The sequence below is a fragment of the Paenibacillus tianjinensis genome (assembly GCF_017086365.1).
Lineage (GTDB): Bacteria > Bacillota > Bacilli > Paenibacillales > Paenibacillaceae > Paenibacillus_AQ > Paenibacillus_AQ tianjinensis.
Map to the genome: position 1 here is coordinate 1,038,376 of NZ_CP070969.1, position 25,095 is coordinate 1,063,470.

Sequence of the window (25,095 nt, forward strand, 5' to 3'; positions counted from 1 at the left end):
CCGAAAATGAAAGAATTAGCGGGAGCTTTTCCAGCTAAACAGTTTTAGCAGTATCACCGCCTATTTTGAAAGGAGATCAGCCCCTATGAGCCTTAACGAGGAGAGAATCTGCCGTGCGCCGAGAGGCAGCAAGCTGAATACCAAGGGCTGGGTGCAGGAAGCCGCGCTGCGCATGCTGATGAACAATCTGGATCCTGAGGTGGCGGAGCATCCCAGTCAGCTGGTTGTCTATGGCGGCATTGGTAAAGCAGCCCGCAACTGGGCCAGCTATGACGCAATCGTCCAGTCGCTGACGACTCTTACGAACGATGAAACGCTGCTGATTCAATCCGGCAAACCGGTGGCCGTGTTCCGTACCCATCCGGATGCCCCGCGTATTCTGCTGGCGAATTCCAATCTGGTTCCGGCCTGGGCCCATTGGGACATCTTTCATGAGCTGGACCAAAAAGGGCTGATCATGTACGGGCAGATGACGGCGGGCAGCTGGATCTACATCGGCACACAGGGAATTGTCCAGGGGACCTATGAGACCTTCGCGGAGTGTGCCAGACAGCATTTCGGCGGCACGCTGAAAGGGACGATCACGCTTAGTGCTGGCCTCGGCGGAATGGGGGGCGCCCAGCCGCTGGCCATCACGATGAATGACGGAGTATTCATTGGGATTGATGTGGACCGGACCCGGATCGAGAAGCGGATCCAGTCCAAGTATTGCGATGTTCTCATAGAGACGATGGAAGAAGCGCTATCCATGGCTGAAGCCGCCAGAAGTACGGGGCGTCCGCTGTCCATCGGCCTCTTGGGCAATGCGGCGGAGCTGCTGCCGCGGATGATCGCCCACGGGTTCGTTCCGGATATTCTCACCGACCAGACGTCGGCCCATGATCCGTTGAACGGATATCTACCTGACGGATTCACTCTCGAGACCGGAAGGCAGCTCCGGCTGGAGAACCCGCAGGAGTACATTGTGCTGGCAAAAAAGAGCATTGCCCGGCATGTCGAAGCGATGCTTGAACTGCAGAGCAAGGGAGCCGTCACCTTCGATTACGGCAACAACATCCGCCAGGTGGCTTATGATCAGGGCGTCAGCCGGGCGTTTCATTTCCCCGGTTTTGTTCCCGCGTATATCCGCCCGCAATTCTGCGAGGGAAAAGGGCCGTTTCGCTGGGTAGCCCTGTCAGGAGATCCCGAAGACATCTACAAGACCGATGCCGCGATCATGCAGGCGTTCCCGGAAAATGCAGGGCTGCAGAGATGGATCACTCTGGCCCGGGAGAAAATTGCCTTCCAGGGCCTGCCCGCCCGGATCTGCTGGCTCGGCTATGGCGAACGGGCCAAGTTCGGCCGGATTATTAATGATATGGTAGCCTCCGGGGAGCTGTCCGCGCCGGTAGTGATCGGCCGGGATCATCTCGACGCCGGATCGGTGGCATCACCCAACCGGGAGACCGAAGCGATGCTGGACGGCAGTGACGCCATCTCCGATTGGCCGCTCCTGAACGCGATGGTCAATACGGCTGCCGGGGCCAGCTGGGTCTCCCTTCACCACGGCGGCGGAGTCGGAATGGGTTATTCCCAGCACGCGGGGATGGTTGTGGTAGCGGATGGCACGAAGGAAGCGGAAGCAAGGCTTGAACGGGTGCTGACGACAGACCCCGGCATGGGGGTTGTCCGCCATGCGGATGCGGGATATCCGCTGGCTGTGGAGACAGCCCGGGCAAAGGGTATCCGCATGCCCATGCTGGACTAGAGGGAAAGGAGCAGCCATATGATCCATATTCATGGTGCAGCCCAGATTGCTACGCTGGCTGGAGCCAGCACCAGGCCGAAGACGGGCAAAGAAATGGAAGACATTGGATTGATCGAGGACGGCGGGATTGTGATCGAAGACGGGATTGTTGTATTCGTGGGCACCAGCGGGGAGGCCAGCCGTTATGTTGAGGAGCACGCCGGGGATAAGCCGGTTACAGTGCTGTCTGCGGCCGGGAAGACGGTTACTCCGGGGCTCATTGACCCGCATACGCATATCGTATTTGCCGGATCACGGGAATTCGAGCTGAATTTGCGACTTCAGGGCGCTAAATATTTGGATATTTTGCAGGAAGGCGGGGGGATTCTTTACACCACGGAGCGCACCCGTGAAGCCACAGAGGAGCAGCTGATGGTCGAGACTGTGCGGCGGCTGGACCGCTTCCTCGCCCATGGGGTCACGACAGTCGAAGCGAAGAGCGGGTATGGACTGCGGCTCTCTGATGAATTGAAGCTATTACGGGTAGCGCACCGGCTGAACGCCGCACATCCGGTGGAGCTGGTATCGACGTTTATGGGTGCACATGCCGTTCCGGCGGAGTATAAGGGCGATGCGGATGCTTTTGTCCGGTTGGTGATCCGGGACATGATCCCGGCGGTGGCCCGTGAAGGCCTGGCGGAGTTCTGCGACGTGTTCTGTGAGGAAGGGGTTTTTACCGTGGAGCAGTCCCGGGACATTCTGGAAGCAGGCAAAAGATGGGGGCTAAAGCCGAAAATCCACGCCGATGAGCTGGTGTCCTGCGGCGGGGCAGAGCTGGCCGCCGAGCTTGGCGCCGTCTCGGCTGACCACCTGCTTCATGCCTCCAAGGAAGGGATCCGGCAAATGGCGGAGCAGGGGGTGATCGCCGTTCTGCTGCCCGGCACAGCCTTTTTCCTGATGGCTCCTCCGGCTGATGCGCGGGCGATGATTACTGCCGGTGTTCCTGTCGCATTGTCGACCGACCGCAATCCCGGCTCCTCGCCGACGGAATCGCTGCCTTTTATCATGAATCTGGCCTGCTTAACGATGCGGATGACCCCGGCTGAGGTGCTGACCGCCTGTACGATCAATGCTGCTCATGCGATTGGCCGCGCGGCATCCATCGGCAGCATTGAGGTCGGGAAACAGGCTGATCTTGTGATGTTCGATGCACCTAATTATCTCTATCTGCAGTACCACTATGCTGTGAATCTGACGGATACGGTGTTCAAAAAGGGTGAAATTGTGATCCGGGATGGAAAGAGGGTGTTTACATGACCGGTTTGCGGATGAATGGGCTGCGGATCAATGCTGCAAGACTGCAGAACAATATCGAGGCTTTAGCCCGCTTTGGCTTCAATGAAGTCACCGGAGGGCTTGACCGGACCACGTTCACGGCAGCTGAGCTGGCCGCGCGGGAATGGCTGGAGCAGGAGTTGTTCCGTCTGCAGCTGGAGGTCAGGGTGGATGAGGCGGCCAATATATGGGCGCGGAGGAACGGCGCTGCGGATACGCTGCCTGTCATTGCTTTCGGCTCCCATATCGATACCGTGCCTAACGGCGGGAAGTACGATGGTGCGCTTGGTGTTCTGCTGGCTCTGGAGGTCATGAGTGTACTGGCGGATAACCATGTCATTACCCGCCATCCGCTGGAGCTGGTCTCTTTCAGTGCAGAGGAGCCGAATCCCTTCGGACTGTCCACGTTTGGCAGCCGGGCGGTATCGGGGAAGCTCAGCCGGGAGGATCTCAGCGGAGTGCGCAATGAGCAGGGACAGCTGCTGACAGATGCGCTGCGTCTGGCGGGTGGTGACCCCGGGCATTTCGAGCGGGCCCGGCGTTGTCCGGAGGAGCTGGCGGCCTTCCTTGAAGTTCATATTGAGCAGGGCAAAAGGCTGCTGGACCGTGCTGTCCCAGTTGGGATTGTAACCGCGATAACCGGGATTTACCGCGAAGAGATCACCGTGATGGGAGAAGCCAATCATGCCGGAACAACCCTGATGGCGGACCGTAAGGATGCGCTGATGGGGGCATCCGAAATGATGCTGGCCTTCGAAGCGGTCTGCCGGGAGCATCCGGCGGAGGAAGTGGTCGGCACGATTGGCCGGATTAGGAACGAGCCGAATGCGGCCAACATTATTCCGGAGAGGGTTGTCTTCCATCTGGAGGCCAGAGGAGAGCAGCACCCGCAGATCGGGGAGGTTATGGAAGCCTGGGGCAGACAGGCTGCGTCTATTGCGGAGCGCAGGGGGCTGCGGCTGAACCGGCGGCTGATTCTGGATCAGCCACCCCAGCCGATGGATCCGCTACTGATCACGTCGTTCGCAGAGCAGGCCGGCCGTCTGGGGGTTCAGAGCCTTACGCTCGGCAGCATGGCCGGTCATGATGCCACACATATGGCTGCTCTGACCCGGGCGGGCATGCTGTTCGTACCCAGCCTTGGCGGAAAAAGCCACTGCCCGGAGGAGGAGAGCCGGATAGAGGATATAGAGCAGGCAGGCAATGTGCTGCTGCAGACTATTTTGGCACTGGATGGACAATTAAGCCTATAAGGCAGGAGGATGAACCCCTTGCGGAAGATATATTCAGCAGATGCAGTGTACATGCAGGATCAGTTCAGAGCAAACGGCGCTTTGCTGGTGGATGGCGGGAGGATAGCAGATACGGGGGACCGTGACTCGCTGCTGAACCGTTATCCGGACGCAGCACATATCCAGTGGAAGGGAAAGGCCATTGTCCCCGGCACCGTCAACTCACATAATCACTCGTTCCAGAGCCTGCTGCGCGGGATTGCGATTGATAAGCCATTTCTGGAATGGCGGGATCAGGCGCTGTACCGGTACACTCCGCTATTGGACGAAGAAGCCATTTATACCGGGGCGCTGCTTGCATTCGGAGAGATGCTGCGCTACGGCGTGACAACGGTCAGCGACTTCTTCTATGTGCATAACGGCGGCACGGCGCATGACGAAGCCATGATCCGGGCGGCGAATGATCTGGGTATCCGCCTGGTCTTCGCCCGGACCATGTACGACTGGGCAGGTGCGCCGCTGGCCTACCGCGAAACGGTGAATGAAGCTGTGGAGCGGACGAGGCAGCTGGCCAAGAAATATCAGGGGAATCCAATGGTTACGGTTCATCCGGCCCCGCACAGTCCGCATGCGGCTTCGCCGGAGATGATCCAGGCCGGCCACCGGCTGGCTCAGGAGCTGGATACGCCGTTTCATATCCATGTAGCTGAGGAAATGTTCGAGGTCGAGGAAACGCTGCAGAACTACGGGCTCCGGCCTGTACATTATCTCGATTCGCTGGGCGTGCTGGACGAGCGGATGATCGCCATTCATCTGGTCTGGCTGGAGGACTCCGAAATTGAACTGATCGGCCGGAGAAAAGGGTCGCTGGCGTATTGCCCGTCAAGCAATATGTTCCTGGCGGACGGGGTTACGCGGATTCCCGATCTGCTGAAGGCAGGCGTCAAAATCACGCTCGGCACGGACGGCGGGTGCAGCAATAACCGGATTAGCGTATATGAGGAAATGCGCATGTGCGCGCTCTTGCAGAAGGTCAGCCGGCTGGACGGCACGTGTATTACTGCTGATCAGGTATACCGGATGGGAACCTCCAGAGCTGGTGAAATTCTGCGGCTGCCGGTCGGGTCCCTGGAGATTGGACAGCACGCAGACTTCGTGGCGCTTGATATGCACGATCTGTCTCTGGCACCGAGAAAAGAGCTGTTCGCCAACATGGTCTATTCTATGCAGCCCGGAGCCGTATCCACGGTCGTTGTTGGGGGCAGGATCGTCTTCGAAGACGGAAAGCTCATCGCGGTGTCCGAGTCCACAATAGGCAGACGGGTGGATGAATTATTTGAGAAATGGGAGAGCCTGGCGTCAACGGGGAATCATGAAGCAAATGGTACAGATTGCGGCTTGCCAGCAGCAGAAGATAAAGGTCTAGTCTGACCCTGGAAACTTAAAACAGCGACAGCAAAGGACGAAAAAATAAAGTCCTGACTGTCGCTGTTTCATTGAACTAACGTTTCCCGTTAGCGCAACGACTTACTCTGTTGAATTTCGTGTTCCTCAACATAAAGCGGCATCAGAGAAGGCGGATCGTACCTTATCGCGGACTTTAAACGACAAAATGGTGCCGATAGCCATAGCCCCATAGCCGCAACGAAATAATGAGCCTAATCCGACAGTGCCCGCATGATGTTGGATTTCGCCTCTGCCGCAATCGCTTCATTCCCGTCATCGACCGCTTGCATTAAGATCAGTATGGGGATGTATACCGCGATCAGCCGCGCCAGCAGCTTCGTTTCCTCGTCCGCTCCTCCGTACGTTTCGAAAAACACGCCGCGAGCGTAAGGTGGTAAAAAGCTATAAGCAACGCTCAAATCGCAAGCCGGGTGACCTACGCTCAGATCACCCCAGTCAATGATGCCGGAAATGATTCCGTTCTCATTAACAAGCATATTTTTGAAATGAAGATCGCCATGTAGCAGTGCATTCACCGCCTCGACACGGTCCTTTTGCAGCCTGCATATATACGCTTCGATCACACTGGACTCCTCCGGCGACAAGTGTTCAACCACCTTCGATAGAAAGCCCTCCAATTTCACTTTGCGCGATGCTATGTCCGTCAAGTTTCGATGATCTTGCTGAACTCCGCACTTCAGCGCCGCCTGCACCGGAAACTCATGCAATCTCCGCAAAAATTTCGCCAGCGTCTCTGCCGATAAAGCCCGGCGTTCTTCCGTCAAACCGATTGAGAAATCCCCTGGCACGTAGGCATAGCCAAGAAATGGTGCCGGGTATTTGTCAGTTGCTTCGCCATAAAACAACGGTTTCGGATAGGGGAGGGTCATATATGTCTCCAGCTTCGGCAGCAGCTTCCCTTCCATACGAATCGAGCCAACTGCAATCGTTCTTCTTGGAAACCGGAACACGTACTCGTCACCGATGAGAAAAACCGTATTGTCCCAGCCCCAGCCCAATCGCTTCACTTGCTTCGATGACAGCTGAGGGAATTGTCTGCCGATCAGCGTCCGCGCCTGCTCTTCGTTAACCTCCCACTCCGCATCCCATACATTCGATCCTCCCATGAATTGTCAGCCTCCTCGTTCCTTACGTTATTTAGATGTTTACATACCCTGGAAGTTACGCATAACTGCCTGTCCGTATTCTGAGTTGAGGGCTACCTCGCGGCCCTTCATTGTTAAACTATCGTTCCCCGTTAGTTCAGCACGTTGTTAAACTGGTCGCGGGTTAATTCATAATCAATTGAAGATTGTAATTCACCTAATTGGTTTCTCCATGAATTATGGCGGACAGCCATTTTACGGAAACCCATTTTCTCATACGCGTGCTGAGCCCGTATATTATTAATATTAGTGTCTAGAATGTTCTGTAATATCCCAACTCGCTAAACAATGCATTGATTAACATCATCAAAAAATATCTATATATATATTTTTTACTCACGATTCCGACTGCGTACATCTTTATTAAAATTCAGGACATGTTCTCAATCATTCTGCCCATTAGTTTAATAGCGGCCATTCACTATAAGAGAGTCGCCGCTAACATCAATCTCCTGCTCAGCCCACGTGGATATCAGGTCGTGAGATTCTTCCAATTCCCTTCGGAAACCACTTCAACAGCTCCATCGATCACTTTGATGGCGGTTTGATCATCAATCGCATATGTCGGCACTCGCATCCCGGCGGCCCAGCTCTCAGCAGCAGCCATGGTGTTGTCAGGCAGCATCTCATGGTCAAGATGCGGAAATATTGCAAAATCAACCAGACCCAGCGTTTCATCGCCACCGGCGGGTGGAGTCCAACCAACGAAGAATTTCCCGATGTTAGGTGCCATAACCATACTCCCGGCGCTCATTCCCACATAAACTGCCTGCAGCGAAGGTAAGAGGTCGGCCAGTCCGGACTGCCGCATCCAGTGGTTCAGATAGAGGGCGTCACCGCCCGCCACTAACAGGACGTCAATCCCCTGGACCAGCGGTACCCAGCGGTCTTTACTGATACTTGGAAGCGCAGTGAGCTCAAGTATGCCAACAGACTTCCAGCCCAGGTCGACCATGGGGTTTTCGGATTTCCCGCTGATGAACTCCCAGGTATTGACGCCAGGGCCGACCCAGGGGTGTCCGTACATCGCGGTGGGAATGCACAGGGCGTTGGAGTCGGCAATCGGCTTGTCCAGCATGTCAACTAGCGCGTCGTGTATGCTTTTGTTATTAATGCCTGCAGATGTTAGTAATAATTTCATATCCTCACTCCTATTCGCTTGGAACTTCGTAATTTCCTTATCGCCAAGTTCAATAGCTTTACGATGATACTGCTGAAGTCATCATAGAGGGAATGGCTACTCTGAGAGGATGGTTAATGAAGGGTCAAGTTTATGTAGAGTACAAGCGGTTAGGTTTTTTTGCTGTACAGACTGAAACTGAAGACAATTATTTCTCCGTAATCTTTCACACTGCAATAATAGCATATAACCATATATTGGGGTTTAAAAGTTTGTTAGCTTAATAAGATTTAGTCATAGTCTATGATCTAGTTCTCAGTCTCATTCTGATGACAAATTGTTGCGTGCGAACGTACATCAATAAGAAGAAAGGGACTAAAAGAAGAAGCGGCGACCAAGACTTTATTACCCAAGTCTCGGTTGCCGCTGTTGCCATTAAACTAACGTTTTCCCGATAGCTTAATAAATTGTCCTACCTTTACATCTTTTGAAGCAAGAATTCTTTATGTTCTTCTGATAGCTTCAATAAAGTAAACTCATTGTGCTTAATTAATTCACTGAGCATATTTGATTCTTCCCTAGCTAAATCATAAAGTGGCTTATTAATGATTCCGCTGATAAATGCTCCTTCCAGCTCATCTGTGTCCTTATTAATTACTTCCCCAGATGGTAATACAATTAAATCCAGAAACAAATCGTCCATCCACGGCACATTGTTGTCACTAACACCATTCTTGGAACATATATCTATATACCACTGCACGATATTACCTTTTGAATCAAACATTGTTGTTACCGAATGATTTCGACCTGAAGGGAATTGCTGAAGCCATAGATAGCCATCGTTAACAATACAAATTTCTTCTCCGTTATATTCAACGTAAAGAGGGTCTGATACTTTGAGAATTCGAAGAAGGGTCACGTAACCATTGAAGTTATCCGATTCGATAAAAGACTGAGCATACTCCCTTACTAAAACACGTTTCCGGTCTGAACGGTCCCCAAATTTTCTTTTTAGCACCAAAATCCCCCCAATTGTACAAATTGCTCTACATCGAGATAATGATACCATATATTGGAACTATTCTGCCCGTTAATTGAATAAAGGCAGCCGATCGAGTATACCGACCGGCTGCCCTTTCGTGTTTGAACTAAGGTTTCCCGTTAGGGTAATCACCATAAGTGACAAGGTCATCTTACCGTCTGGTAGACGAGACCTATGGCTCCAGAATCAAAGGTCTTGTTTTCGATTAGCTTAAGATTGATCTTCTCCCTGAGTCCCTGGAATAACGGCAACCCCTTACCGATTAGGACGGGAGAAACCGTGATTTTATACTCATCAATTAAATCAAGCTCCATAAGGTGATGTGCAAACCTAGGACTGCCGAGGATGACCATATCCTTGCCTGGCTGCTGTTTGAGGTTATTGATCTCTTCCTCGATATCTTCTTTTACGAGTCTGGAATTATTCCATTCGACTTTCTCCAGGGTTGTGGAAAAAACGATTTTGGCTGTCTTTTCGATCCATTCGGCATGATCCCGTTCATGCTGCGAAGCTGACGGGTTCGAAGGTACAGATGGCCAGTAGCTGTGCATCATCTGATAAGTCCCACGTCCCCAAATGACAGTGTCGGCAGTACTCAAAATTTCTTTCGCGTGTTTCTCCAGATCAGCATCGTAGGAAATCCAGCCAATATCCATTTCACCATTCGGCCCTTCTACAAAACCGTCAAGCGATGCGTGCAGAAAAAGGACGAGTTTTCTCATGTTCAGTTCTCCTTTGTTCATGAAGGATATCTTCATCTACATTATACATTATCTACATTTTGCAGAATTCAACTTGGGTTGTTTCTTATGGATGGCTAACCCAATACCTGCCCATTAGTATATTGCCTCGACAGTTTAGTTCTTTATGAGGCCAAGGTCTGGCGATATAATAATTTGAATAAATATGAATGCTTCAGGCGGAAGGAGAGATTATCTGCATGTACATAAAAGTTCTAAATCCGGCCGATGCCGAAAAGTACCGGGAGCTACGGCTTGAGTCACTGCTGAACCATCCGGAAGCTTTTCTGAGCACCTATGAAGCGGAGAAGGGGCTGCCGTTCGAAACCACGCGCAGCAGGCTGGAGCCTGCGGAAGGCAGGTTCACTCTGGGCGGCTTTACGGAGCAGGATGAGCTGGCGGGAATGGTTACTTTTATCCGGGAGGACAGGGCGAGAATCTCCCATAAAGGCAATGTCTATGCCATGTATGTGAGTCCCGCAGCACGCAAGCAGAAGCTGGGATACCGGCTGATGACGGAACTGCTTGTGCGGGCCGGGCAGCTGCCGGGACTGGAGATTGTTAACCTTACGGTGTTCTCGGACAACCATGCGGCGAAGCGGTTGTATACTTCGCTGGGATTCACCTGCTATGGTACGGAGCGGAAGGCGGTTAAGCTGGACGGCGTGTATCTGGATGAGGATCTGATGACGCTGGAGCTGAATCAACTCCTGCTGTATCCATGAAGACAAAAACGGAAGCTTGGTCATATTATAAGCTGCCCGGTGCATAAGCTTGGTCTATAGTCCTGTCCACGGGAGGGGTTGATGACTTGGCAACTGCGCTGCTTGGCAGCTTTTTATCGGCAATGGCCACGGTGCTCGGAGTGGTGCCCATCCTGTTCGTACGGAGATTGTCCGAGCTGTGGAAGGATGTGCTGGTTGCTTTTACCGCCGGTATCATGGTTTCTGCGTCCACCTTTGGCTTAATGCCGCAGGCCATTAGGGAGTCAGGAATTATTGCGCTGACGCTCGGACTGATCACCGGGGTGCTGCTGCTTGATCTGATTGAGAACAATATTCCGCATATCGATGTCGAGAACAAACCGGGTTTCACTAATATGGATTCCAAGGCGCTGCTCGTCATGATCGCGCTGTTCATTCATAACATTCCTGAGGGTCTCAGCACAGGGTTCAGCTATGCCAGTGAACAAGGCAGTCTCGGTCCTATGGTGGCGATTGCCATCGGGGCGCAAAATATGCCGGAAGGCCTGATCCTCGCCATCTTCCTGATGAATTCTAACGCGACCCGGCGCAAGGCGCTGGGGATTGCCGCATTAACAGGTCTAATGGAGATGATCTCAGCGGTTATCGGCTATTTTACGGCAAGTTCGATGCAGCATGCGGTCGGTTACGGGCTGGCTTTTGCCGCCGGGGCGATGCTCTTCATTGTTTACAAGGAGCTGATTCCGGAGAGTCATGGACATGGTTATGAACGGCCGTCGACGTATTCATTTATCTTCGGGCTGCTGGCGATGGTGTATATTACGCAGTTTTTTGGCTGAACAGCAAGAAAGATTTCCCGCAGAGCTTGTACCCGTATATCCTTTATCTACAGCGTTTGCGTCCGGCTTCAAAAGCCGCTATACTGGCTTTTATCCCGGCGATTCACAGAGCGTCAGCTTGAAGATGGAGGGTGGAAACTGGATGGATAGACTAGCCTGGGAAGCTGTAACAACCTTTATTTTGCTTATCATTGCGTACTTAAGCTTGTATTTTTCCTTTCGCAAACGTACGCCTTTTGCGCGCTACACTGCATTAGTGCTGCTGGCGGCAAGCGGAGCTCCGCTGGCGGTGATGCTGGGGCTGGAATATGCCAGGGAATCCAAGGATGCGAATATCGGTCTGGGGATGGCTTTTATGCTGACCTGGGTGATTACGGCGCTGATATTATTGCTGTCACTGATTCTTTGGATTCTCCGGCTAAGAAAGAAACGCTAGTTTTAAAAAATATCAAAACAGGCTATTCCGGCTGCATGTGCAGTTTAGGATAGCCTGTTTGCTGTGCTTAGCGGTGGGCCGTGTACACGTTCGCCTTGCTGGCCTTACGGATAGTTTCCAGCTCTTGCGGCGAGAGTGGGGCAGACTCCACTGCCGCTGCGTTCAGTCTCAGCTGCTCTATATTGCTCGCCCCCGGAATGATGGAAGCTACCGGAGAATGTGCGAGCGGATAGTGAAGCGCGGCTTGCGTCAGCGTCCGGGAACCGGAAGTCTGCTGTGTCAGCTGATCATGCAGTCCGGCCAGTTCCTGAACACTGTAATCCAGATAATCCTGCTTCAGCTTGGCACGGCCATTCTCTGTCAGAATCCCGCGCGCCAGCGGCCCGCGGGCAATCAGACTGATGCCATGCTGCTCCAGCAGAGGAAGAATGTCTTCCTCCGGGCGTCTGTCAAGAATGCTGTATTGACTCATCACACTTACGATGCTTGACCGCTGCACATATTCTCTGATCACATTCGGGCGGATGGAGGAAATGCCGTAATACCGGATCAGCCCTTCCTGCTTCAGCTCTTCAAAGGCTTCAATGGTCTCATCGATATTGTCTTCGAGCGTTCCGCCATGCAGCTGGTAAAGGTCGATATAATCGGTTTGCAGCCTGCGGAGACTCTCATGTACGGCTGATTTGATATAGGCTTTGGAGGGGTCCCAGGACCAGCCTTCCTTGCCGGGTATCCGGCGGTTTCCGACCTTCGTCGCCAGAATAACATCTCCGCGGCGATGGCGGATGGCCGTACCTACGAGTTCTTCATTCCGTCCTTCATCATAAAGATCCGCAGTGTCGAGGAAGTTAATTTCCAGGTCCAGCGCTTCATGAATGATGGATACGGCTGCAGCTTCCCCGGTTCCCAGGGACATACAACCAAGCCCCATGGCGCTTACATATAACTCAGATTGGCCTAAACGGTTTTTGTTCATTCTGCATCCCTTTCTGCGCTGTTTTGTGTCCATTATTGTAACTCCCCGGGAAGGGACTATCCCCGCAAAATGGCTTCGATCTGTTCCAGCTCTTCTGCGCTCAGTTCAGGGGCGTTCAGGGAAGCTACGGCATCCTCGATCTGGCTTACCTTGCTGGCACCGATCAGTGCCGAGGTAACCTTGCCGCCGCGCAGCACCCAGGATAAGGCGAGCTGCGACATTTTCTGGCCGCGGGCTGCTGCGATGTCGTTCAGCTTGCGTACTTTTCCGATGACTTCCTCGGTAATCTCCCGTTCAGAGAGGAATACACTAGGTCCGGCTGCACGGGAATCGGGAGCGATTCCGTTCAGGTAGCGGTCGGTGAGAATGCCTTTTTGCATCGGCGAGAAGGCGATAGTGCCGATGCCTTCTTCGGCGAGCACATCCTGTAGGCCGTCTTCAATCCAGCGCGACAACATGGAATAGTTCGGCTGATGAATCAGGCAAGGCGTGCCCAGACGGCGGAGAATCTGCGCCGCTTCGCGTGCTTCGGCCGGTCTGTAATTGGAGATACCAACATACAGCGCTTTACCCTGACGCACGATCAGATCCAGCGCAGCCATCGTTTCCTCCAGCGGTGTGTTCGGATCCGGACGGTGATGGTAGAAAATATCCACATAATCCAGGCCCAGCCGCTTCAGGCTCTGATCGAGACTGGAAACCAGATTCTTCTTGGAGCCCCATTCTCCATACGGGCCAGGCCACATATAATAGCCGGCTTTGCTGGAGATGATCATTTCATCACGGTAGGCGGAGAAATCCTGACGGAGGATCCGGCCGAAGTTTTCTTCTGCAGAGCCTGGAGGCGGCCCATAGTTGTTGGCGAGGTCAAAATGGGTGATGCCCAGATCAAATGCCCGGCGCACCATAGCGCGGCCGTTCTCGAACAGGTCGTTGCCGCCAAAATTATGCCACAGGCCCAGGGAAATAGCCGGCAGCAGCAGGCCGCTCCGGCCGGTACGGTTGTATTTCATATTGTCATAGCGTTCAGGACTGGCGATATACATGTTTAATCCTCCTAAAAGTTTTGTTTAGCGTTACTTCATCGAATTGACTTCGGACAAAACTGGCTTCGGAAGCGTTTACGTTTTTTAGCCACGGTCATGCTCTATTGTAGCGAAATCCCGGAGCTGGGCGTATGTCAGCAAGGAAGATCTTTATAGAACAATGTCCGTATTCTCATGACGCATGCGGTACTCTTTGGGGGAGCAGCCCTTGACCTTCTTGAACATCCGTGAGAAGAGCAGCGGGTCCTGATAGCCGACGGAGCGGGAGATTTCTCCGATGGTACAGCCCGTTTCGGCGAGCAGCTCGCAGGCCTTGGCGATCCGGAAATTCAGCAGATACTGCTGCGGCGGCAGGCCGACAGTCCGCTTAAACAGGGTGGACAGGTATTTACGGTCCAGCTTCAGGGAAGCGGACATCATCTCTACCGTGATATTTTCACAGTAATGGGCATGCAGGAAATGGAGGCATTCCTCGACGTAGAGGCTTTTTTGACGCGGGAGCCTGATGCTGTCCTTCATCGCCGGAACGGTACGGAGCAATATAGCGAAAAACTCATACATAATCGCTTTGAGCGGCAGATCTAGGCACTCCGCCTGGTCCGCCGCCTCTGTCAGCCGGTCATAGAGCGCAGGCATGAGCTGCTGATCCATCGGGAAGACAGGGTTTTCCGGGGACAGAGAGGTTTTGGACAATAAGGATTCAATTTCTTCTCCGGTAAAAGCAATCCAGGAGTAGGTCCAGGGCTCCGTGCTGTCCGCGGCGTAATGGGTCACGATATGGGGATAGGTCAGAAAAGCCTGCCCGGCCCCCAGGGTATGTGTCGCTTCCCCCACGGAAACCTTGCCCGTACCTGCGTGAATGAAATGGATTTTGTATAAGTCGCGGACGCCTGGACCGACAGAATGACCGGGAGCACATTGCTCACAGCCCCAGTAATGCAAATGCAGATCAGGGCTGCTGCGGAACGGGCGCTGCGGATTATATTTAAATATGGCCATGCTTCAGCCTCTTTCCTGTATAAGGTTGTCCTGGACAAGTATGCGGATGTATAGCCATTATACAATAGTTAGGCAGCGTCGGAGAAACTGCAAAAAGTCCCAGCACCCCTTAAGATTCAGGGCGGGGACTTTTGCTTGAGGGGCTGAGGACGCGATAGCGCTAAGCTTCCATTTTCAGCATAACCAGTTCTTCTACCGGCTCGCCGTTCACGAGATGCTCCTCAACAATACGGGGCACATCCTCTGTCGTTACATTGTAATACCAGATGCCGTCAGGATACACGATTACAAACGGGCCGTTTCCGCATAGACCGAGACAGCTCGTTTTGTTGATTTTAACGGTCTTGTTGATGCCTTGCTCCACCAGCTGTTCTTTGAACGCCTGCATCACATCTTCGACATCCTGGTTGTTGCAGTGCTCGCTGCAGCAGAAGAGCAGATGCTTTTTTAAAACCTTTAAACGCATATTCATGGTAAGCCTCCTTAGTCATGTGAAAATCGTTAACATATCTTACGAGGAGTATAGTCCCTTTTGCTTACATTGTATTGAGGCTCTGCGGATTGTTCGTAAAGGCTTAACAAATGGGCTGAAAACGGGATTTTTATGTAAGAATATCTGACTTATCGGGATCATGTTTGATGAAAATATGTCTGTTTTTTCGTTTTTTTTGCTCTTTTTCTGTTTCAAAAATATATATAAGGAGTCTGCTTGGAATTAACAAACTTCCAGTTTCGCCGGCAGCCGTTTGGTTAAGTAAGAGATGTGAACGAGAGACCCATCACTAAAAAAAATGCTATCAGGAGGGAATCGTATGAATAAGAAAATTGTTGGTGTATTCCATAACGAACATGAGGCTTCACGGGCTATTGAAGATCTGAAGAGCCGGGGATTTCTTACAGAAGATATCTCCGTAATAGCAAGGGATAAGCGGGATGTAGACGCGATCAGCGACGAAACAGGAACCAAAGCACCGGAAGGCATGGCCTCGGGTGCGGCAACCGGCGGACTGCTTGGCGGGGTAACCGGACTGCTGGCAGGAATTGGTGCCCTGGCGATACCGGGGATCGGCCCGATCATTGCCGCAGGCCCGATTGCAGCGACCTTAGCTGGTGCAGCCGTTGGAGCCGGCACCGGGGGATTAGTCGGCGGGCTGATCGGACTTGGGATTCCGGAAGATGAAGCTGAGAGCTATGATAACTATGTAGACGAAGGACGGATTCTGGTTATGGTAGATGCGGACAGTTCCCGTGCAAATGACGTGTACGATGTGTTCCGTAACCATAATTCAGCCAACGCCGACCGGTACTTGGACAACAATGTAACGACTGAAACGGCAGAAGAGAGTGCCCGCGGCTCTGTAACAGACACCGTGGATGCGGCCTTTAACGGATCGGGGCTCGAAGGACGGAATGATACCGGACTCGATACGATGAATTCAGCATCTGTACATGATCTTCCTGAAACAAAAGCCCTGGATGATGTGAACCGTCCGGGGATGACGGGAGATGTGTACTCCGGCACACGTGATGGAATCGCGGATCTGGACAACACACGTTTAAGTGACTATGACCGGCAGGATGATGAAGCCCGCAGGCTGCGCCTGCGTGAGGAACAGCTGGACGTGTCCAAAAACAAAGTGCAGACCGGTGAGGTTAATGTCCGCAAGGAGATCATCGAGGAGCAGAAGACGATCAATGTTCCGGTTTCCCACGAGGAAATTGTGATCGAGCGGCGCTCGGTCAACAATGACTCCAGCTCAACACCAATTGGTGCTGATGAGACGATCCGCATTCCTGTTAGCGAGGAACAGGTGGACGTCCGTAAGAATACGGTAGTTACCGGTGAAGTAGACATTCATAAACGTGAAATTCAGGGTACAGAGCAGGTGAAGGATACCGTGAAACGCGAGGAAGCCCGGATCGACAAGACGGGTAATGTGAAGGTCAACAGCAGCGACGAGCTGCAGAGAGACCACAGCCGTACGCGTTAAGCGAGCGAGATTCATTGAGCTGAGTTGTTATAGCAAAAAGGGTCTATCCCACGTCCAGCCGGACGCAGGATAGACCCTTTTTTCGAGGTTAGAGCATACACACTGTAGCTGACGCCAGTCCGGGAGAACAGCAGCCTACATGAAGGCTAAGTTCTGCCGCTCAGATCTGCCCTGCGGAATATCCTTGCCGGGCAGGAAATGAATGCTGCGGATATAGCGGATTGTCCGGCTCTGCGCCCGCATAATGACGGAATGCGTCTCGGCGCGTTCCTTGCCGATGAAGCGGACGCCGCTGAGGAATTCACCGGAGGTGACGCCGGTTGCGGCGAAGATCACGTCGCCAGTGCCGACCATATCCTCCATCGACAGCACACGGGTCGGGTTGTCGATACCCATCAGCAGGCAGCGCTGCATCTCAAACGGCCCCTCCGGCAGCAGTCTTCCCTGCAGTTCTCCGCCTAGGCATTTCAGTGCAGCGGCGGCCAGCACACCTTCAGGCGCTCCGCCCGAGCCCATGTACAGATCGACATCGCTGTCCGGCAGCGCCGCCGCGATGGCTCCGGCTACGTCGCCGTGGCCGAGCAGCTTAATACGTACTCCCATCCCGCGCAGGGTGCGGATCAGCCCTTCGTGGCGCTTGCGGTCGAGTACCATTACCGTCAGCTCAGAGAGTGCTTTACCGGTGATCATGCTTGCTTTGCGCAGCGTAACCTCGGCCGGATCCTCCAGGCTTAGCCTGCCGGCCAGCTCGGGGCCGCAGGCCAGCTTCTCCATATAAATGTCGGGAGCATGCAGGAGGCTGCCGCGGTCGGCAATGGCAATGACCGACTGGGCATTATGCAGCCCGCAGGCTACCACCTCTGTGCCTTCCAGCGGATCAACCGCTACATCGACCAAAGGGCCGTTTTTGTTCCCGACCTGTTCCCCGATATAGAGCATCGGCGCCTCGTCCATTTCGCCTTCGCCGATCACGACGGTTCCGTCAATGGAGACAGAATCAAACATGGAACGTATAGCGGTTGTAGCGGCATCATCCGCCGCATTCTTGTCACCCCGGCCAATCCAGCGGGCGGAGGATAAAGCGCCCAGTTCAGTTACCCGTACAATCTCCAGTGCCAATTCGCGTTCCATATATTATTCCCTCCAGTGTAGGTTTGGTGTGCAAGACATTTACGCCGCTGCTTCCAGGCTAGAGACTAGAGATAGCCCATAATAATGCCGGCGGTTTCCTCAATCGCTTTGTCAGTAATATCAATAACCGGGCAGCCGAGCTTCGCGAACAGTACCGCAGCATGCTCCATTTCCTCGGTAATCCGTTCGAGGCTGGCATATTGGGAGCCTGCCGGCAGGCCCAGCATCTTCAGGCGCTCCGAGCGGATCTTGAGCATATATTCGGGCTTCATCGTCAGACCGATGATCCGGCTTGGCGGCAGGCTCAGAAGCTGCTGCGGCGGAGCGATCTCCGGTACGACCGGGTAATTGACGACCTTCTTACCCCGGTGGGCGAGGAAGATGCTAAGCGGGGTCTTCGAAGTGCGGGACATGCCCAGCAGCACAATATCGGCCTTCAGCATAGCATTCAGATCACGGCCGTCATCGCAGGCGACGGTGAATTCAATCGCTTCGATCCGCCGGAAGTAATCTTCGTCCAGCTGGTGCAGCAGTCCGGGCCGGGCCTGGGGCGCATCGTCGAACGTGTCAATGAAGGCCTGCATCATTGGACCCATGATATCCACGATCCGCAGATCAAGGCGTACGGCCTCCTCGCGGATCATCTCCCTAAGTTCCGGCTGTACCAGTGTATAAGCGACAAAACCCTGCAGCTGCGCCGTTTCTTCCATCAGCTTCCGCAGCTCCTCTTCATGCCTTACGTTGCCGTATCTCCTGATTGTGACACGCTGATTCTGGAATTGGTGGATGACGGCCTGCACAACCGCCTCTGCCGTATCACCTATCGAATCTGAGCATATCGTGATGTAGTGTGAAGATTGCTCCATGCGCTTCCATTCCTCCCGTTATCCTTTGGCTTCGAGATCGAGGAGAAGCTTAACGATGGAAGTTTTGGTCAGCCGGCCCACCACATCGAGCCTTGGGACGGTTTCTTCCGCGCCGCCGGGCACGACCACCGGCAAACTGTCTACCTCGTGAAAAATCATTTTATGCGCGGCATCGAGCACCGTGTCCTCGGGAGATACCGTTACTACCTTGGTCTGGCGGGTCATGACCATGCTGACCGGCATGGATACCGCACCCGGATTGCCGAGTGTTACCTTCAGAAAATCCTTGCGCGAGGCAACTCCGGCCAGCTTGCCGTCCCCGTCGCAGATAATCAGCGTGCCTACATCCTGCAGAAACAGGGTCACAACGGCATCCTGGATCGTGGTCGTTTCGCGGATCACCACTGGAATGCTCTGAATGTCCTTGACCTTGGTTTCCTTCAGCAGATAGCTGCTGCCAAGCCGGCTTACCGACCTTTGGCCGGGGAAATAGCCGACCTTCGGCTTGGCATCAATATATTCCAGCATCACCAGAATGGACAGGTCATTGCGGATGGTCGGCCGGCTGAGATTGAGATTTTCCGCGATTTGCTCGCCGGAGATCGGCGCGCGTTTCTTCACAATAGCAATAATTTGCAGTTGACGGGATGTCAGTTCGATTGCAGGTTCCCTCCATTGTCCGGATATGATTAGGCGCTCCTCTAAGGAAAAGGAGTACCGGTGGCCGATTCCCCCTTTCATTTAGACGTCTTATTGGCAATAATAACCGCTAACTTGAGTATATAATACGCAATTATGATCATTAATGCAACATATAGTACGTCATAAATAAATTTAGTAGGGTTTAATAATAAAAAAGCCAGCGGGAACACTGGCTTTACGCTTTGTTGAATTATTTCTGCGCGGCACCATCAAGCGGCGTCTTTTGGCAGTACTGCAGGCGGAGACTGCTTTTTGAACAATAGCTGCTTCAATGCGCCTGCATTGACCAGCACCGTTCCGGCGATGATGGTGAACACACCAAGCAGGGTGATCCAGGTGACGGTCTCGTCATAGAACAGGAATCCGACCCCGACAGCAATCGGCGGCGAAATATATAGCCAGGTGGATGGGAATACGGGATTGGTCCTTGCGACCAGCCAGTAGAACAGAGTATGTCCGACCATGGAGCCGATGACGGTGAGATAGAGCAGCGACCCGGCGGTTTTGAAGGAGAGCAGGACTTCGGGATGCACATTTTCGGTGGCCAGGGAGAGGATGAACAACAGCGCTCCCCCGTACATCATTTGCGCGGCGTTCAGTGCAACCGGCGAGACACCGGAGAAGGCCGTGGTCACTTTTTTGGAATAAATCGCACCGGCAGCGTAGCAGCATTCCCCGATCAGTACGACAATACAGCCGATAAGCCACAGGGGAGAGATATCGACCACCAGGCTTGGGAGTACGAGCAGCAGGACGCCGGTGAAGCCGATGATGCAGCCGTACATAGAGTACGAGGGAGCTTTTTGCCGGAGAAAGGCGGTCTGCATCAGCAGGATCATCATCGGGCCGGTAGCCGACAGCACCGCAGCAAGCCCCGAAGATACATATTGCTCAGCCCAGTACAGTGCGGAGAAGGTGCCAAAGGTCAGCGCGGCTCCGGTGATCAGCATTTCTTTGCGGAGCAGCAGGGAGAAGCTTGCTTTACCTTTGACGGCCATCCAGAGAAACAGAACAGCTCCAGCCAGAAAGAAACGCAGACCAGCGGAGAAAAAAGGCGGTGCCCCGGCATCTACCCCGATTTTGATCGCGAGAAAAGTAGTACCGAAAATCAGACAGACAAGCGAATAAGCAAGCATTATCATGTGTAATTCCCCTTTGTTAAGTTGATATGGCAGTCCGGTGAAGCGTTTGATTCATCATAAACGGCCAAGCACAGAACAGTTGATAAGTAACAGAACAGATGCAGGCCAGGATGCTGTACAATAGGGGAAACTGTGAAAGTGTGAAGCGGGTAAACTGAGAATTGAGGAGAGGGTGCAGGCTAATGAAGCAACCGGCAAAAGAGGACCAGAGCCATCCGCTCTTCCGCCAGGTCTATGAATATATGCTGAACCGGATGGAGCGGGGAGAGTGGAAGGCCCATGACAAGCTGCCGTCGATCCGCGGGCTGGCCGAGGAATTGAAGGTGCACCGGCTGACCGTGTTCAAGGCCTACAGGGAGCTGACTGACAGAGGCAAGGTATATGTAAAAGACAAGTCCGGATATTATGTGTCACCGGCTAACCTGCTGCGGGAGGAACGAACGATTGAAGGAGCAGCTGTGCCGGCTTATTCACTGACCAATCCCATGTCCGATATCCAGCGGATGCCGGTGACCTACCAATTCTCCCAGGCGCTGATTGATCCCGGTCTGCTGCCGAATCTTTTTCTCTCTGATTATGTCAAAAAAGTGTTCGATCTCTATCCGAAAGTCATGGGAACTTATTCTTCGGTGCAGGGGGATGGCGAGCTGCGCGAGACGCTGAGTGAGCATTTCCATAAGCATTATAAGCTGCAGCTGTCGCCGCAGGAGCTGTTAATCACCTCGGGGGCGCAGCAGGCCATCAATCTGATCGCAGGGCTTGTGCTCGGGCCGATGGATCCTGTGCTCGTGGAGCGTCCGACGTACAGCGTGGCTTTGGATATTTTTCGCCGGGCGGGTGCCCGGCTGGTTCCGGTGGAGATCACACCTGAGGGTTATGATCTGGAGGCGGTGGAGGAGCTGATGCGTAAATTTAAGCCGCGGATGTTCTATATGAATCCGACTCATCATAATCCGACCGGCTACACCGTTCCGGCTCGGCAGCGCAAGCAGCTGGTAGAGCTGGCGGAGCGGTACCGCTGCCTGCTGGTAGAGGATGATCCCTTCCGCGACATCTATTTCGGGGAAGCGCCACCGGCGCCTTTTTTTGCCTATGATACCGAGGGCTGGGTCATTTATATCAGCAGCTTCAGCAAGTATGTGGCTCCGGGGCTGCGGATTTGTGCGGTGGCCTGCCGTCACCCGTTCATGGAGCGGCTGATCACCGCTAAATCCCTGGCCGACAACGGTTCCCCGCTGCTGAACCAGAAGATTTTCCTGCATTATTACACCTCGCCGCGCCTGCAGCAGCATCTGGGCAAGCTGCGGATTGCGCTGCAGGTGCACAAGGAGATTATGGAGGAGGAGCTGGATTCAAGCGGCTGGGAGTGGACCGCACCGGAAGGAGGGCTGAACCTGTGGGTGAAGCTGCCAGAGTCTGTTTCTGCCTCAGCGCTGTTCGCGAGAAGCATGGAGCAGTCGATCTCCTTTGTACCCGGGGAGTTGTGCGATCCGCTGGGAGAGATGAAGTCCAGGCTGCGCCTCAGCTACTCTTTTGCCAGTGAAACGCTGCTGCGGGAAGGGATGCGGCGACTTATGAAGCTGGCGCGTGAGCTGTGATTGTAGGGCGGGGGCTGGGGAATGATATCCCGGATCTACGGACAGGTACCGGTATCAAGTGTGTGCTGTAAGGTAGGCCCAGGGGGAGGGGCGGAATGAACGGTATTAATACCGTTGAATTCGCTGGAACCGGGGTGGCGCGCGGAATGAACGGTAGAAATACCGTTGAATTCGCCGGAAACCGGGGTCGCGCGCGGAATGAACGGTATAAGTGTGAAAAGGACCAGCCGGAATTCCGGCTGGTCCTTTGGTATACCTTGAATCCTGAGCCCGGGCGAATCCTCACACCCAGCCGAACAACCGGACGATTTGCGCTACGGCAAAGGTTACGGTGATGGCGATGCCAAGCGGGATGACGGCGGAGAGTACCGCCCATTTCAGGCTCTTGGTCTCCTTGTAAATATTTACGAGTGTTGTGCCGCACGGATAGTGGAGCAGGGAGAACAGCATCATATTCAGCGCGGTTAGCCAGGTCCAGCCATGGCTCAGGAAAATGTCCTTGATGCTGCCGAGCCCATCAACGTCAACCATTGCACCGGAAGACATATACCCCATCAGCAGGATCGGCAGCACGATCTCATTGGCAGGCAGTCCGAGAATAAAGGCCATGATGATAAAACCGTCCAGGCCGAGCAGCTGGGCAAACGGGTCAAAGAAGGCAGCCATATGGTTAAGCACGCTGTCTCCGCCGATGACTACATTACCAAGTACCCAGGTAATGATCCCGGCAGGAGCGGCAACGATAATGGCGCGGGTTAGTACGTTCAGCGATTTTTCTTTGGAGGAGCGCACAATCGTCTTCCAGATCTGTGGCCGGCGGTAAGGCGGCAGCTCCAGTGTGTAGTGGGTCGGCACACCGCGGAGAGCGGTTTTGGACATGACCCAAGACACAGTCAGGGTGACGGTGATGCCGATCAGTACTATGCCCATCAGGACGAGAGCAGTGGAGAAGGTACGGAGTGCACCGGTTGTGGCAGCCCCGACCATGAACATGGAGGACAGCAGAATCAGGGTAGGCCAGCGGCCGTTGCACGGTACGAAGTTGTTGGTCAGAATCGCCAGCATCCGTTCCCGGGGCGATTCAATAATGCGGGTGGAGAGAATGGCGGCGGCGTTGCAGCCGAAGCCCATCGACATCGTCAAGGCCTGTTTGCCGTGGCCGCCGGATTTCTTGAACAGGCGGTCCATGTTGAAGGCAACGCGCGGCAGATAGCCGAAATTCTCCAGCAGCGCAAAGACCGGGAAGAAAATCAGCATCGGCGGCAGCATGACGCTGATGACCCAGGAGGTTCCCCGGTAGAGCCCGAGCACAAGCACACCGTGCAGCCAGGAGGGGGCGTTCACCGCTTCAAATCCGGCTGTCAGATAACCTTCGATCCAGCCGAAGAGCGAGGCCAGCCAACTGGAAGGGTAGTTGGCTCCGGCAATTGTAATCCAGAACACGAGACCGAGTCCGGCAAGCATGATCGGGAACCCCCAGAGTCTGGAGGTGACGATCCGGTCAAGCTTATAGGTACTGCCGAGTTTCTTCTTATCCTGGTAGGTGACGGCATCGCTGCAGATTCCTGCCGATACCCCGTAAATTCCGCTGACGATTTCATCGCGGATCGCGCCCTTGTCTGCGAGCTTCTTGGCTGCAGACAGCAGAGAATCCAACGGGTCAGGACCCTTAATGACATGCGGGGACTCCATGGCCGGCTACCTCCTTCCTTCCGTAACTTTTGCTGCCTCCCATATAGGCTTTGAGCGATGTTAGCAGGCTGTTGTCACCATCCAACAGCCGCAGGGCAATCCAGCGTGCCGGATACCTCGAGCCTACAGTTTGCTCTACCAGAGGGATCAGCTCGGCAATGCCGCGTTCAATGTCCTCACTGTAAGTGATCCGCAGCGGCTTCCCGGTGAAGGCGCCGGTCGCTACACGCTCTATCTGATCCAATAGCGCCCCGATCCCGATCTCATTACGTGCCGAGATGGCAACGACGGGGACACCGAGCCTTTTCGAGATCGCTTTTAAATTGATGTCAATGCCGAGCTTCTTAGCTTCATCAATCAGATTGATGCAGATTACCGCCCGTCCCGTGATTTCCAGCACCTGCAGGGCAAGGTTGAGATTGCGCTCCAGCGAAGTGGCATCGAGCACGACCAGTGTCACATCCGGCTGTTCAAAAATAATGTAATCCCTGGCGGCCTCTTCATCAGCGGAATTGGAGTAAAGCGAGTACGTACCCGGCAGATCAACAGCACGGTAGACATGCTGGTTATGGGTGAATTCACCCTCAGCGGTAATGACGGTCTTGCCCGCCCAGTTGCCGGTGTGCTGGCGCAGGCCGGTCAGCAGATTGAAGAGCGTACTCTTCCCTGTATTGGGATTGCCGGCAAAAGCAACCGTATAGTGGCTCATGCTTCTTCACCTCCAATCAAATGTCCGTAAATCAGCGAACTTTCTTCCCGCCTTAGGGCAATAGTCGTATTGCTTACCCGAAAAGCGATAGGATCTCCAAGCGGACTGCGCCGCAGCACCTCAACGGCATTGCCGACCACAAAACCGAGGTCGAGCAGCCTTCTTCGCAGCACGCCCTGAACTTCAATGCCGCTGATGCGCAGCATACTGCCGTTCAATGCTTCAGACAAGGGGATACCGGCTCCAGCCATTAGCAGTTCCTTCTTTCATTATGGAGTGATGATGAATATATGGACGAAATAAGTATAAATTGTGCGTTGATGATAGATTATTGTACCGTGCCACAATATTAGTATACGTAAACAACTTTGTCCCTGCAACAAAAAAGTTTCCCTCGGGAAAAATAAAATAACCCTGCCTAAAGTGCAGCAAATGCTGCGCCTTAAGCCAAGGG

The 25,095-nt window shown here is 53.7% G+C and carries 24 protein-coding genes; 9 read left to right on the forward strand and 15 right to left on the reverse strand.

The window, feature by feature from the left end; all coding sequences use genetic code 11:
* Positions 1 to 85 precede the first annotated feature (85 nt).
* From hutU to JRJ22_RS04450, 4 genes are read left to right on the forward strand one after another with little or no spacing between them, the layout of a single operon-like run.
* Positions 86 to 1,747, forward strand: a complete 1,662-nt coding sequence (gene hutU / locus JRJ22_RS04435) for a urocanate hydratase (protein WP_206103411.1) — start codon at positions 86 to 88, stop codon at positions 1,745 to 1,747.
* A gap of 18 nt (positions 1,748 to 1,765) precedes the next feature.
* Positions 1,766 to 3,043 carry an imidazolonepropionase gene (gene hutI / locus JRJ22_RS04440; RefSeq protein WP_206103412.1) on the forward strand — a complete coding sequence of 426 codons (1,278 nt, stop codon included), beginning with the start codon at positions 1,766 to 1,768 and terminating at the stop codon, positions 3,041 to 3,043.
* Positions 3,040 to 4,314: a Zn-dependent hydrolase gene (locus JRJ22_RS04445; RefSeq protein ID WP_332461366.1), complete on the forward strand. Its 1,275-nt coding sequence runs from the start codon at positions 3,040 to 3,042 to the stop codon at positions 4,312 to 4,314. The genes hutI and JRJ22_RS04445 overlap by 4 nt, the downstream gene beginning before the upstream one ends.
* Positions 4,315 to 4,332: 18 nt before the next feature.
* Positions 4,333 to 5,724: an amidohydrolase family protein gene (locus JRJ22_RS04450; protein WP_206103413.1), complete on the forward strand. Its 1,392-nt coding sequence runs from the start codon at positions 4,333 to 4,335 to the stop codon at positions 5,722 to 5,724.
* A 227-nt stretch (positions 5,725 to 5,951) separates the two neighbouring features.
* Here JRJ22_RS04450 and JRJ22_RS04455 read toward each other — a convergent pair whose 3' ends face one another.
* The 4 genes from JRJ22_RS04455 to JRJ22_RS04470 all read right to left on the reverse strand — a co-directional run bounded on the left by JRJ22_RS04455 (position 5,952) and on the right by JRJ22_RS04470 (position 9,792).
* The gene (locus tag JRJ22_RS04455) at positions 5,952 to 6,866 is read right to left on the reverse strand and encodes a phosphotransferase (RefSeq protein WP_206103414.1); all 915 of its coding nucleotides are present in this window, start codon (positions 6,864 to 6,866) and stop codon (positions 5,952 to 5,954) included.
* Between the two features lie 511 nt (positions 6,867 to 7,377).
* Positions 7,378 to 8,046, reverse strand: coding sequence for a Type 1 glutamine amidotransferase-like domain-containing protein (locus JRJ22_RS04460; protein ID WP_206103415.1), 669 nt, complete (start codon positions 8,044 to 8,046; stop codon positions 7,378 to 7,380).
* 457 nt (positions 8,047 to 8,503) lie between these two features.
* Positions 8,504 to 9,046 carry a ribonuclease FAU-1 family protein gene (locus tag JRJ22_RS04465; RefSeq protein ID WP_232381027.1) on the reverse strand — a complete coding sequence of 181 codons (543 nt, stop codon included), beginning with the start codon at positions 9,044 to 9,046 and terminating at the stop codon, positions 8,504 to 8,506.
* 170 nt (positions 9,047 to 9,216) lie between these two features.
* Positions 9,217 to 9,792, reverse strand: a complete 576-nt coding sequence (locus JRJ22_RS04470) for a dihydrofolate reductase family protein (RefSeq protein ID WP_206103417.1) — start codon at positions 9,790 to 9,792, stop codon at positions 9,217 to 9,219.
* A gap of 218 nt (positions 9,793 to 10,010) precedes the next feature.
* Between JRJ22_RS04470 and JRJ22_RS04475 the strand changes: the two genes are divergently transcribed.
* The 3 genes from JRJ22_RS04475 (at position 10,011) to JRJ22_RS04485 (ending at position 11,789) form a co-directional block, all read left to right on the forward strand.
* Positions 10,011 to 10,535 carry a GNAT family N-acetyltransferase gene (locus JRJ22_RS04475; protein WP_206103418.1) on the forward strand — a complete coding sequence of 175 codons (525 nt, stop codon included), beginning with the start codon at positions 10,011 to 10,013 and terminating at the stop codon, positions 10,533 to 10,535.
* A gap of 86 nt (positions 10,536 to 10,621) precedes the next feature.
* Positions 10,622 to 11,353 carry a ZIP family metal transporter gene (locus tag JRJ22_RS04480; RefSeq protein ID WP_206103419.1) on the forward strand — a complete coding sequence of 244 codons (732 nt, stop codon included), beginning with the start codon at positions 10,622 to 10,624 and terminating at the stop codon, positions 11,351 to 11,353.
* Positions 11,354 to 11,495: 142 nt separating this feature from the next.
* On the forward strand, positions 11,496 to 11,789 hold the full coding sequence (locus tag JRJ22_RS04485; RefSeq protein WP_206103420.1) for a hypothetical protein: 294 nt from the start codon (positions 11,496 to 11,498) through the stop codon (positions 11,787 to 11,789).
* Between the two features lie 67 nt (positions 11,790 to 11,856).
* On the opposite strand, the gene JRJ22_RS04490 is transcribed toward JRJ22_RS04485, so the two are convergent.
* The 4 genes from JRJ22_RS04490 to JRJ22_RS04505 all read right to left on the reverse strand — a co-directional run bounded on the left by JRJ22_RS04490 (position 11,857) and on the right by JRJ22_RS04505 (position 15,282).
* The gene (locus tag JRJ22_RS04490) at positions 11,857 to 12,765 is read right to left on the reverse strand and encodes an aldo/keto reductase (protein ID WP_206104976.1); all 909 of its coding nucleotides are present in this window, start codon (positions 12,763 to 12,765) and stop codon (positions 11,857 to 11,859) included.
* 56 nt (positions 12,766 to 12,821) lie between these two features.
* On the reverse strand, positions 12,822 to 13,811 hold the full coding sequence (locus JRJ22_RS04495; protein ID WP_206103421.1) for an aldo/keto reductase: 990 nt from the start codon (positions 13,809 to 13,811) through the stop codon (positions 12,822 to 12,824).
* 150 nt (positions 13,812 to 13,961) lie between these two features.
* Positions 13,962 to 14,810 (reverse strand): AraC family transcriptional regulator, encoded by an 849-nt coding sequence (locus JRJ22_RS04500; protein WP_206103422.1) that lies wholly within the window; start codon positions 14,808 to 14,810, stop codon positions 13,962 to 13,964.
* Positions 14,811 to 14,970: 160 nt separating this feature from the next.
* Entirely contained in the window at positions 14,971 to 15,282 is a 312-nt protein-coding gene (locus JRJ22_RS04505) for a (2Fe-2S) ferredoxin domain-containing protein (RefSeq protein WP_206103423.1), read from the reverse strand.
* 340 nt (positions 15,283 to 15,622) lie between these two features.
* On the opposite strand from JRJ22_RS04505, the gene JRJ22_RS29645 reads away from it, so the two are divergent.
* Positions 15,623 to 16,801 (forward strand): YsnF/AvaK domain-containing protein, encoded by a 1,179-nt coding sequence (locus JRJ22_RS29645; RefSeq protein WP_206103424.1) that lies wholly within the window; start codon positions 15,623 to 15,625, stop codon positions 16,799 to 16,801.
* Positions 16,802 to 16,936: 135 nt separating this feature from the next.
* Here JRJ22_RS29645 and glpX read toward each other — a convergent pair whose 3' ends face one another.
* From glpX to JRJ22_RS04530, 4 genes are all read right to left on the reverse strand, one after another.
* Entirely contained in the window at positions 16,937 to 17,932 is a 996-nt protein-coding gene (gene glpX, locus JRJ22_RS04515) for a class II fructose-bisphosphatase (RefSeq protein ID WP_206103425.1), read from the reverse strand.
* A gap of 65 nt (positions 17,933 to 17,997) precedes the next feature.
* Entirely contained in the window at positions 17,998 to 18,798 is an 801-nt protein-coding gene (locus JRJ22_RS04520; RefSeq protein ID WP_206103426.1) for a pyruvate, water dikinase regulatory protein, read from the reverse strand.
* Positions 18,799 to 18,816: 18 nt separating this feature from the next.
* Positions 18,817 to 19,437: a helix-turn-helix transcriptional regulator gene (locus JRJ22_RS04525; protein WP_332461388.1), complete on the reverse strand. Its 621-nt coding sequence runs from the start codon at positions 19,435 to 19,437 to the stop codon at positions 18,817 to 18,819.
* 272 nt (positions 19,438 to 19,709) lie between these two features.
* Positions 19,710 to 20,642, reverse strand: a complete 933-nt coding sequence (locus JRJ22_RS04530) for a DMT family transporter (RefSeq protein ID WP_206103428.1) — start codon at positions 20,640 to 20,642, stop codon at positions 19,710 to 19,712.
* A 182-nt stretch (positions 20,643 to 20,824) separates the two neighbouring features.
* On the opposite strand from JRJ22_RS04530, the gene JRJ22_RS04535 reads away from it, so the two are divergent.
* Positions 20,825 to 22,240 (forward strand): aminotransferase-like domain-containing protein, encoded by a 1,416-nt coding sequence (locus JRJ22_RS04535; protein ID WP_206103429.1) that lies wholly within the window; start codon positions 20,825 to 20,827, stop codon positions 22,238 to 22,240.
* A 282-nt stretch (positions 22,241 to 22,522) separates the two neighbouring features.
* Here JRJ22_RS04535 and JRJ22_RS04540 read toward each other — a convergent pair whose 3' ends face one another.
* Genes JRJ22_RS04540 through JRJ22_RS04550 form a run of 3 tightly spaced genes read right to left on the reverse strand, consistent with a single transcriptional unit; the run spans position 22,523 to position 24,892 of the window.
* Positions 22,523 to 23,932, reverse strand: a complete 1,410-nt coding sequence (locus tag JRJ22_RS04540; protein WP_206103430.1) for a ferrous iron transporter B — start codon at positions 23,930 to 23,932, stop codon at positions 22,523 to 22,525.
* Entirely contained in the window at positions 23,910 to 24,641 is a 732-nt protein-coding gene (locus JRJ22_RS04545) for a FeoB small GTPase domain-containing protein (protein ID WP_206103431.1), read from the reverse strand. The genes JRJ22_RS04540 and JRJ22_RS04545 overlap by 23 nt, the downstream gene beginning before the upstream one ends.
* The gene (locus JRJ22_RS04550; RefSeq protein WP_206103432.1) at positions 24,638 to 24,892 is read right to left on the reverse strand and encodes a FeoA family protein; all 255 of its coding nucleotides are present in this window, start codon (positions 24,890 to 24,892) and stop codon (positions 24,638 to 24,640) included. Before JRJ22_RS04550 ends, JRJ22_RS04545 begins: the two co-directional genes overlap by 4 nt.
* Positions 24,893 to 25,095: the final 203 nt, after the last annotated feature.

What these genes read in the sequence shown, in the direction of transcription:
- glpX (WP_206103425.1), bottom strand. Translation starts at nt 17,932, where the DNA reads ATGGAACGCGAATTGGCACTGGAGATTGTACGGGTAACTGAACTGGGC.
- JRJ22_RS04540 (WP_206103430.1), bottom strand. Translation starts at nt 23,932, where the DNA reads ATGGAGTCCCCGCATGTCATTAAGGGTCCTGACCCGTTGGATTCTCTG.
- JRJ22_RS04455 (WP_206103414.1), bottom strand. Translation starts at nt 6,866, where the DNA reads ATGGGAGGATCGAATGTATGGGATGCGGAGTGGGAGGTTAACGAAGAG.
- JRJ22_RS04520 (WP_206103426.1), bottom strand. Translation starts at nt 18,798, where the DNA reads ATGGAGCAATCTTCACACTACATCACGATATGCTCAGATTCGATAGGT.
- JRJ22_RS04550 (WP_206103432.1), bottom strand. Translation starts at nt 24,892, where the DNA reads ATGGCTGGAGCCGGTATCCCCTTGTCTGAAGCATTGAACGGCAGTATG.
- JRJ22_RS04445 (WP_332461366.1), top strand. Translation starts at nt 3,040, where the DNA reads ATGACCGGTTTGCGGATGAATGGGCTGCGGATCAATGCTGCAAGACTG.
- hutU (WP_206103411.1), top strand. Translation starts at nt 86, where the DNA reads ATGAGCCTTAACGAGGAGAGAATCTGCCGTGCGCCGAGAGGCAGCAAG.
- JRJ22_RS29645 (WP_206103424.1), top strand. Translation starts at nt 15,623, where the DNA reads ATGAATAAGAAAATTGTTGGTGTATTCCATAACGAACATGAGGCTTCA.
- JRJ22_RS04490 (WP_206104976.1), bottom strand. Translation starts at nt 12,765, where the DNA reads ATGAACAAAAACCGTTTAGGCCAATCTGAGTTATATGTAAGCGCCATG.
- JRJ22_RS04530 (WP_206103428.1), bottom strand. Translation starts at nt 20,642, where the DNA reads ATGATAATGCTTGCTTATTCGCTTGTCTGTCTGATTTTCGGTACTACT.
- JRJ22_RS04475 (WP_206103418.1), top strand. Translation starts at nt 10,011, where the DNA reads ATGTACATAAAAGTTCTAAATCCGGCCGATGCCGAAAAGTACCGGGAG.
- JRJ22_RS04545 (WP_206103431.1), bottom strand. Translation starts at nt 24,641, where the DNA reads ATGAGCCACTATACGGTTGCTTTTGCCGGCAATCCCAATACAGGGAAG.
- JRJ22_RS04460 (WP_206103415.1), bottom strand. Translation starts at nt 8,046, where the DNA reads ATGAAATTATTACTAACATCTGCAGGCATTAATAACAAAAGCATACAC.
- JRJ22_RS04485 (WP_206103420.1), top strand. Translation starts at nt 11,496, where the DNA reads ATGGATAGACTAGCCTGGGAAGCTGTAACAACCTTTATTTTGCTTATC.
- JRJ22_RS04470 (WP_206103417.1), bottom strand. Translation starts at nt 9,792, where the DNA reads ATGAGAAAACTCGTCCTTTTTCTGCACGCATCGCTTGACGGTTTTGTA.
- JRJ22_RS04495 (WP_206103421.1), bottom strand. Translation starts at nt 13,811, where the DNA reads ATGTATATCGCCAGTCCTGAACGCTATGACAATATGAAATACAACCGT.
- JRJ22_RS04500 (WP_206103422.1), bottom strand. Translation starts at nt 14,810, where the DNA reads ATGGCCATATTTAAATATAATCCGCAGCGCCCGTTCCGCAGCAGCCCT.
- JRJ22_RS04505 (WP_206103423.1), bottom strand. Translation starts at nt 15,282, where the DNA reads ATGAATATGCGTTTAAAGGTTTTAAAAAAGCATCTGCTCTTCTGCTGC.
- JRJ22_RS04535 (WP_206103429.1), top strand. Translation starts at nt 20,825, where the DNA reads ATGAAGCAACCGGCAAAAGAGGACCAGAGCCATCCGCTCTTCCGCCAG.
- hutI (WP_206103412.1), top strand. Translation starts at nt 1,766, where the DNA reads ATGATCCATATTCATGGTGCAGCCCAGATTGCTACGCTGGCTGGAGCC.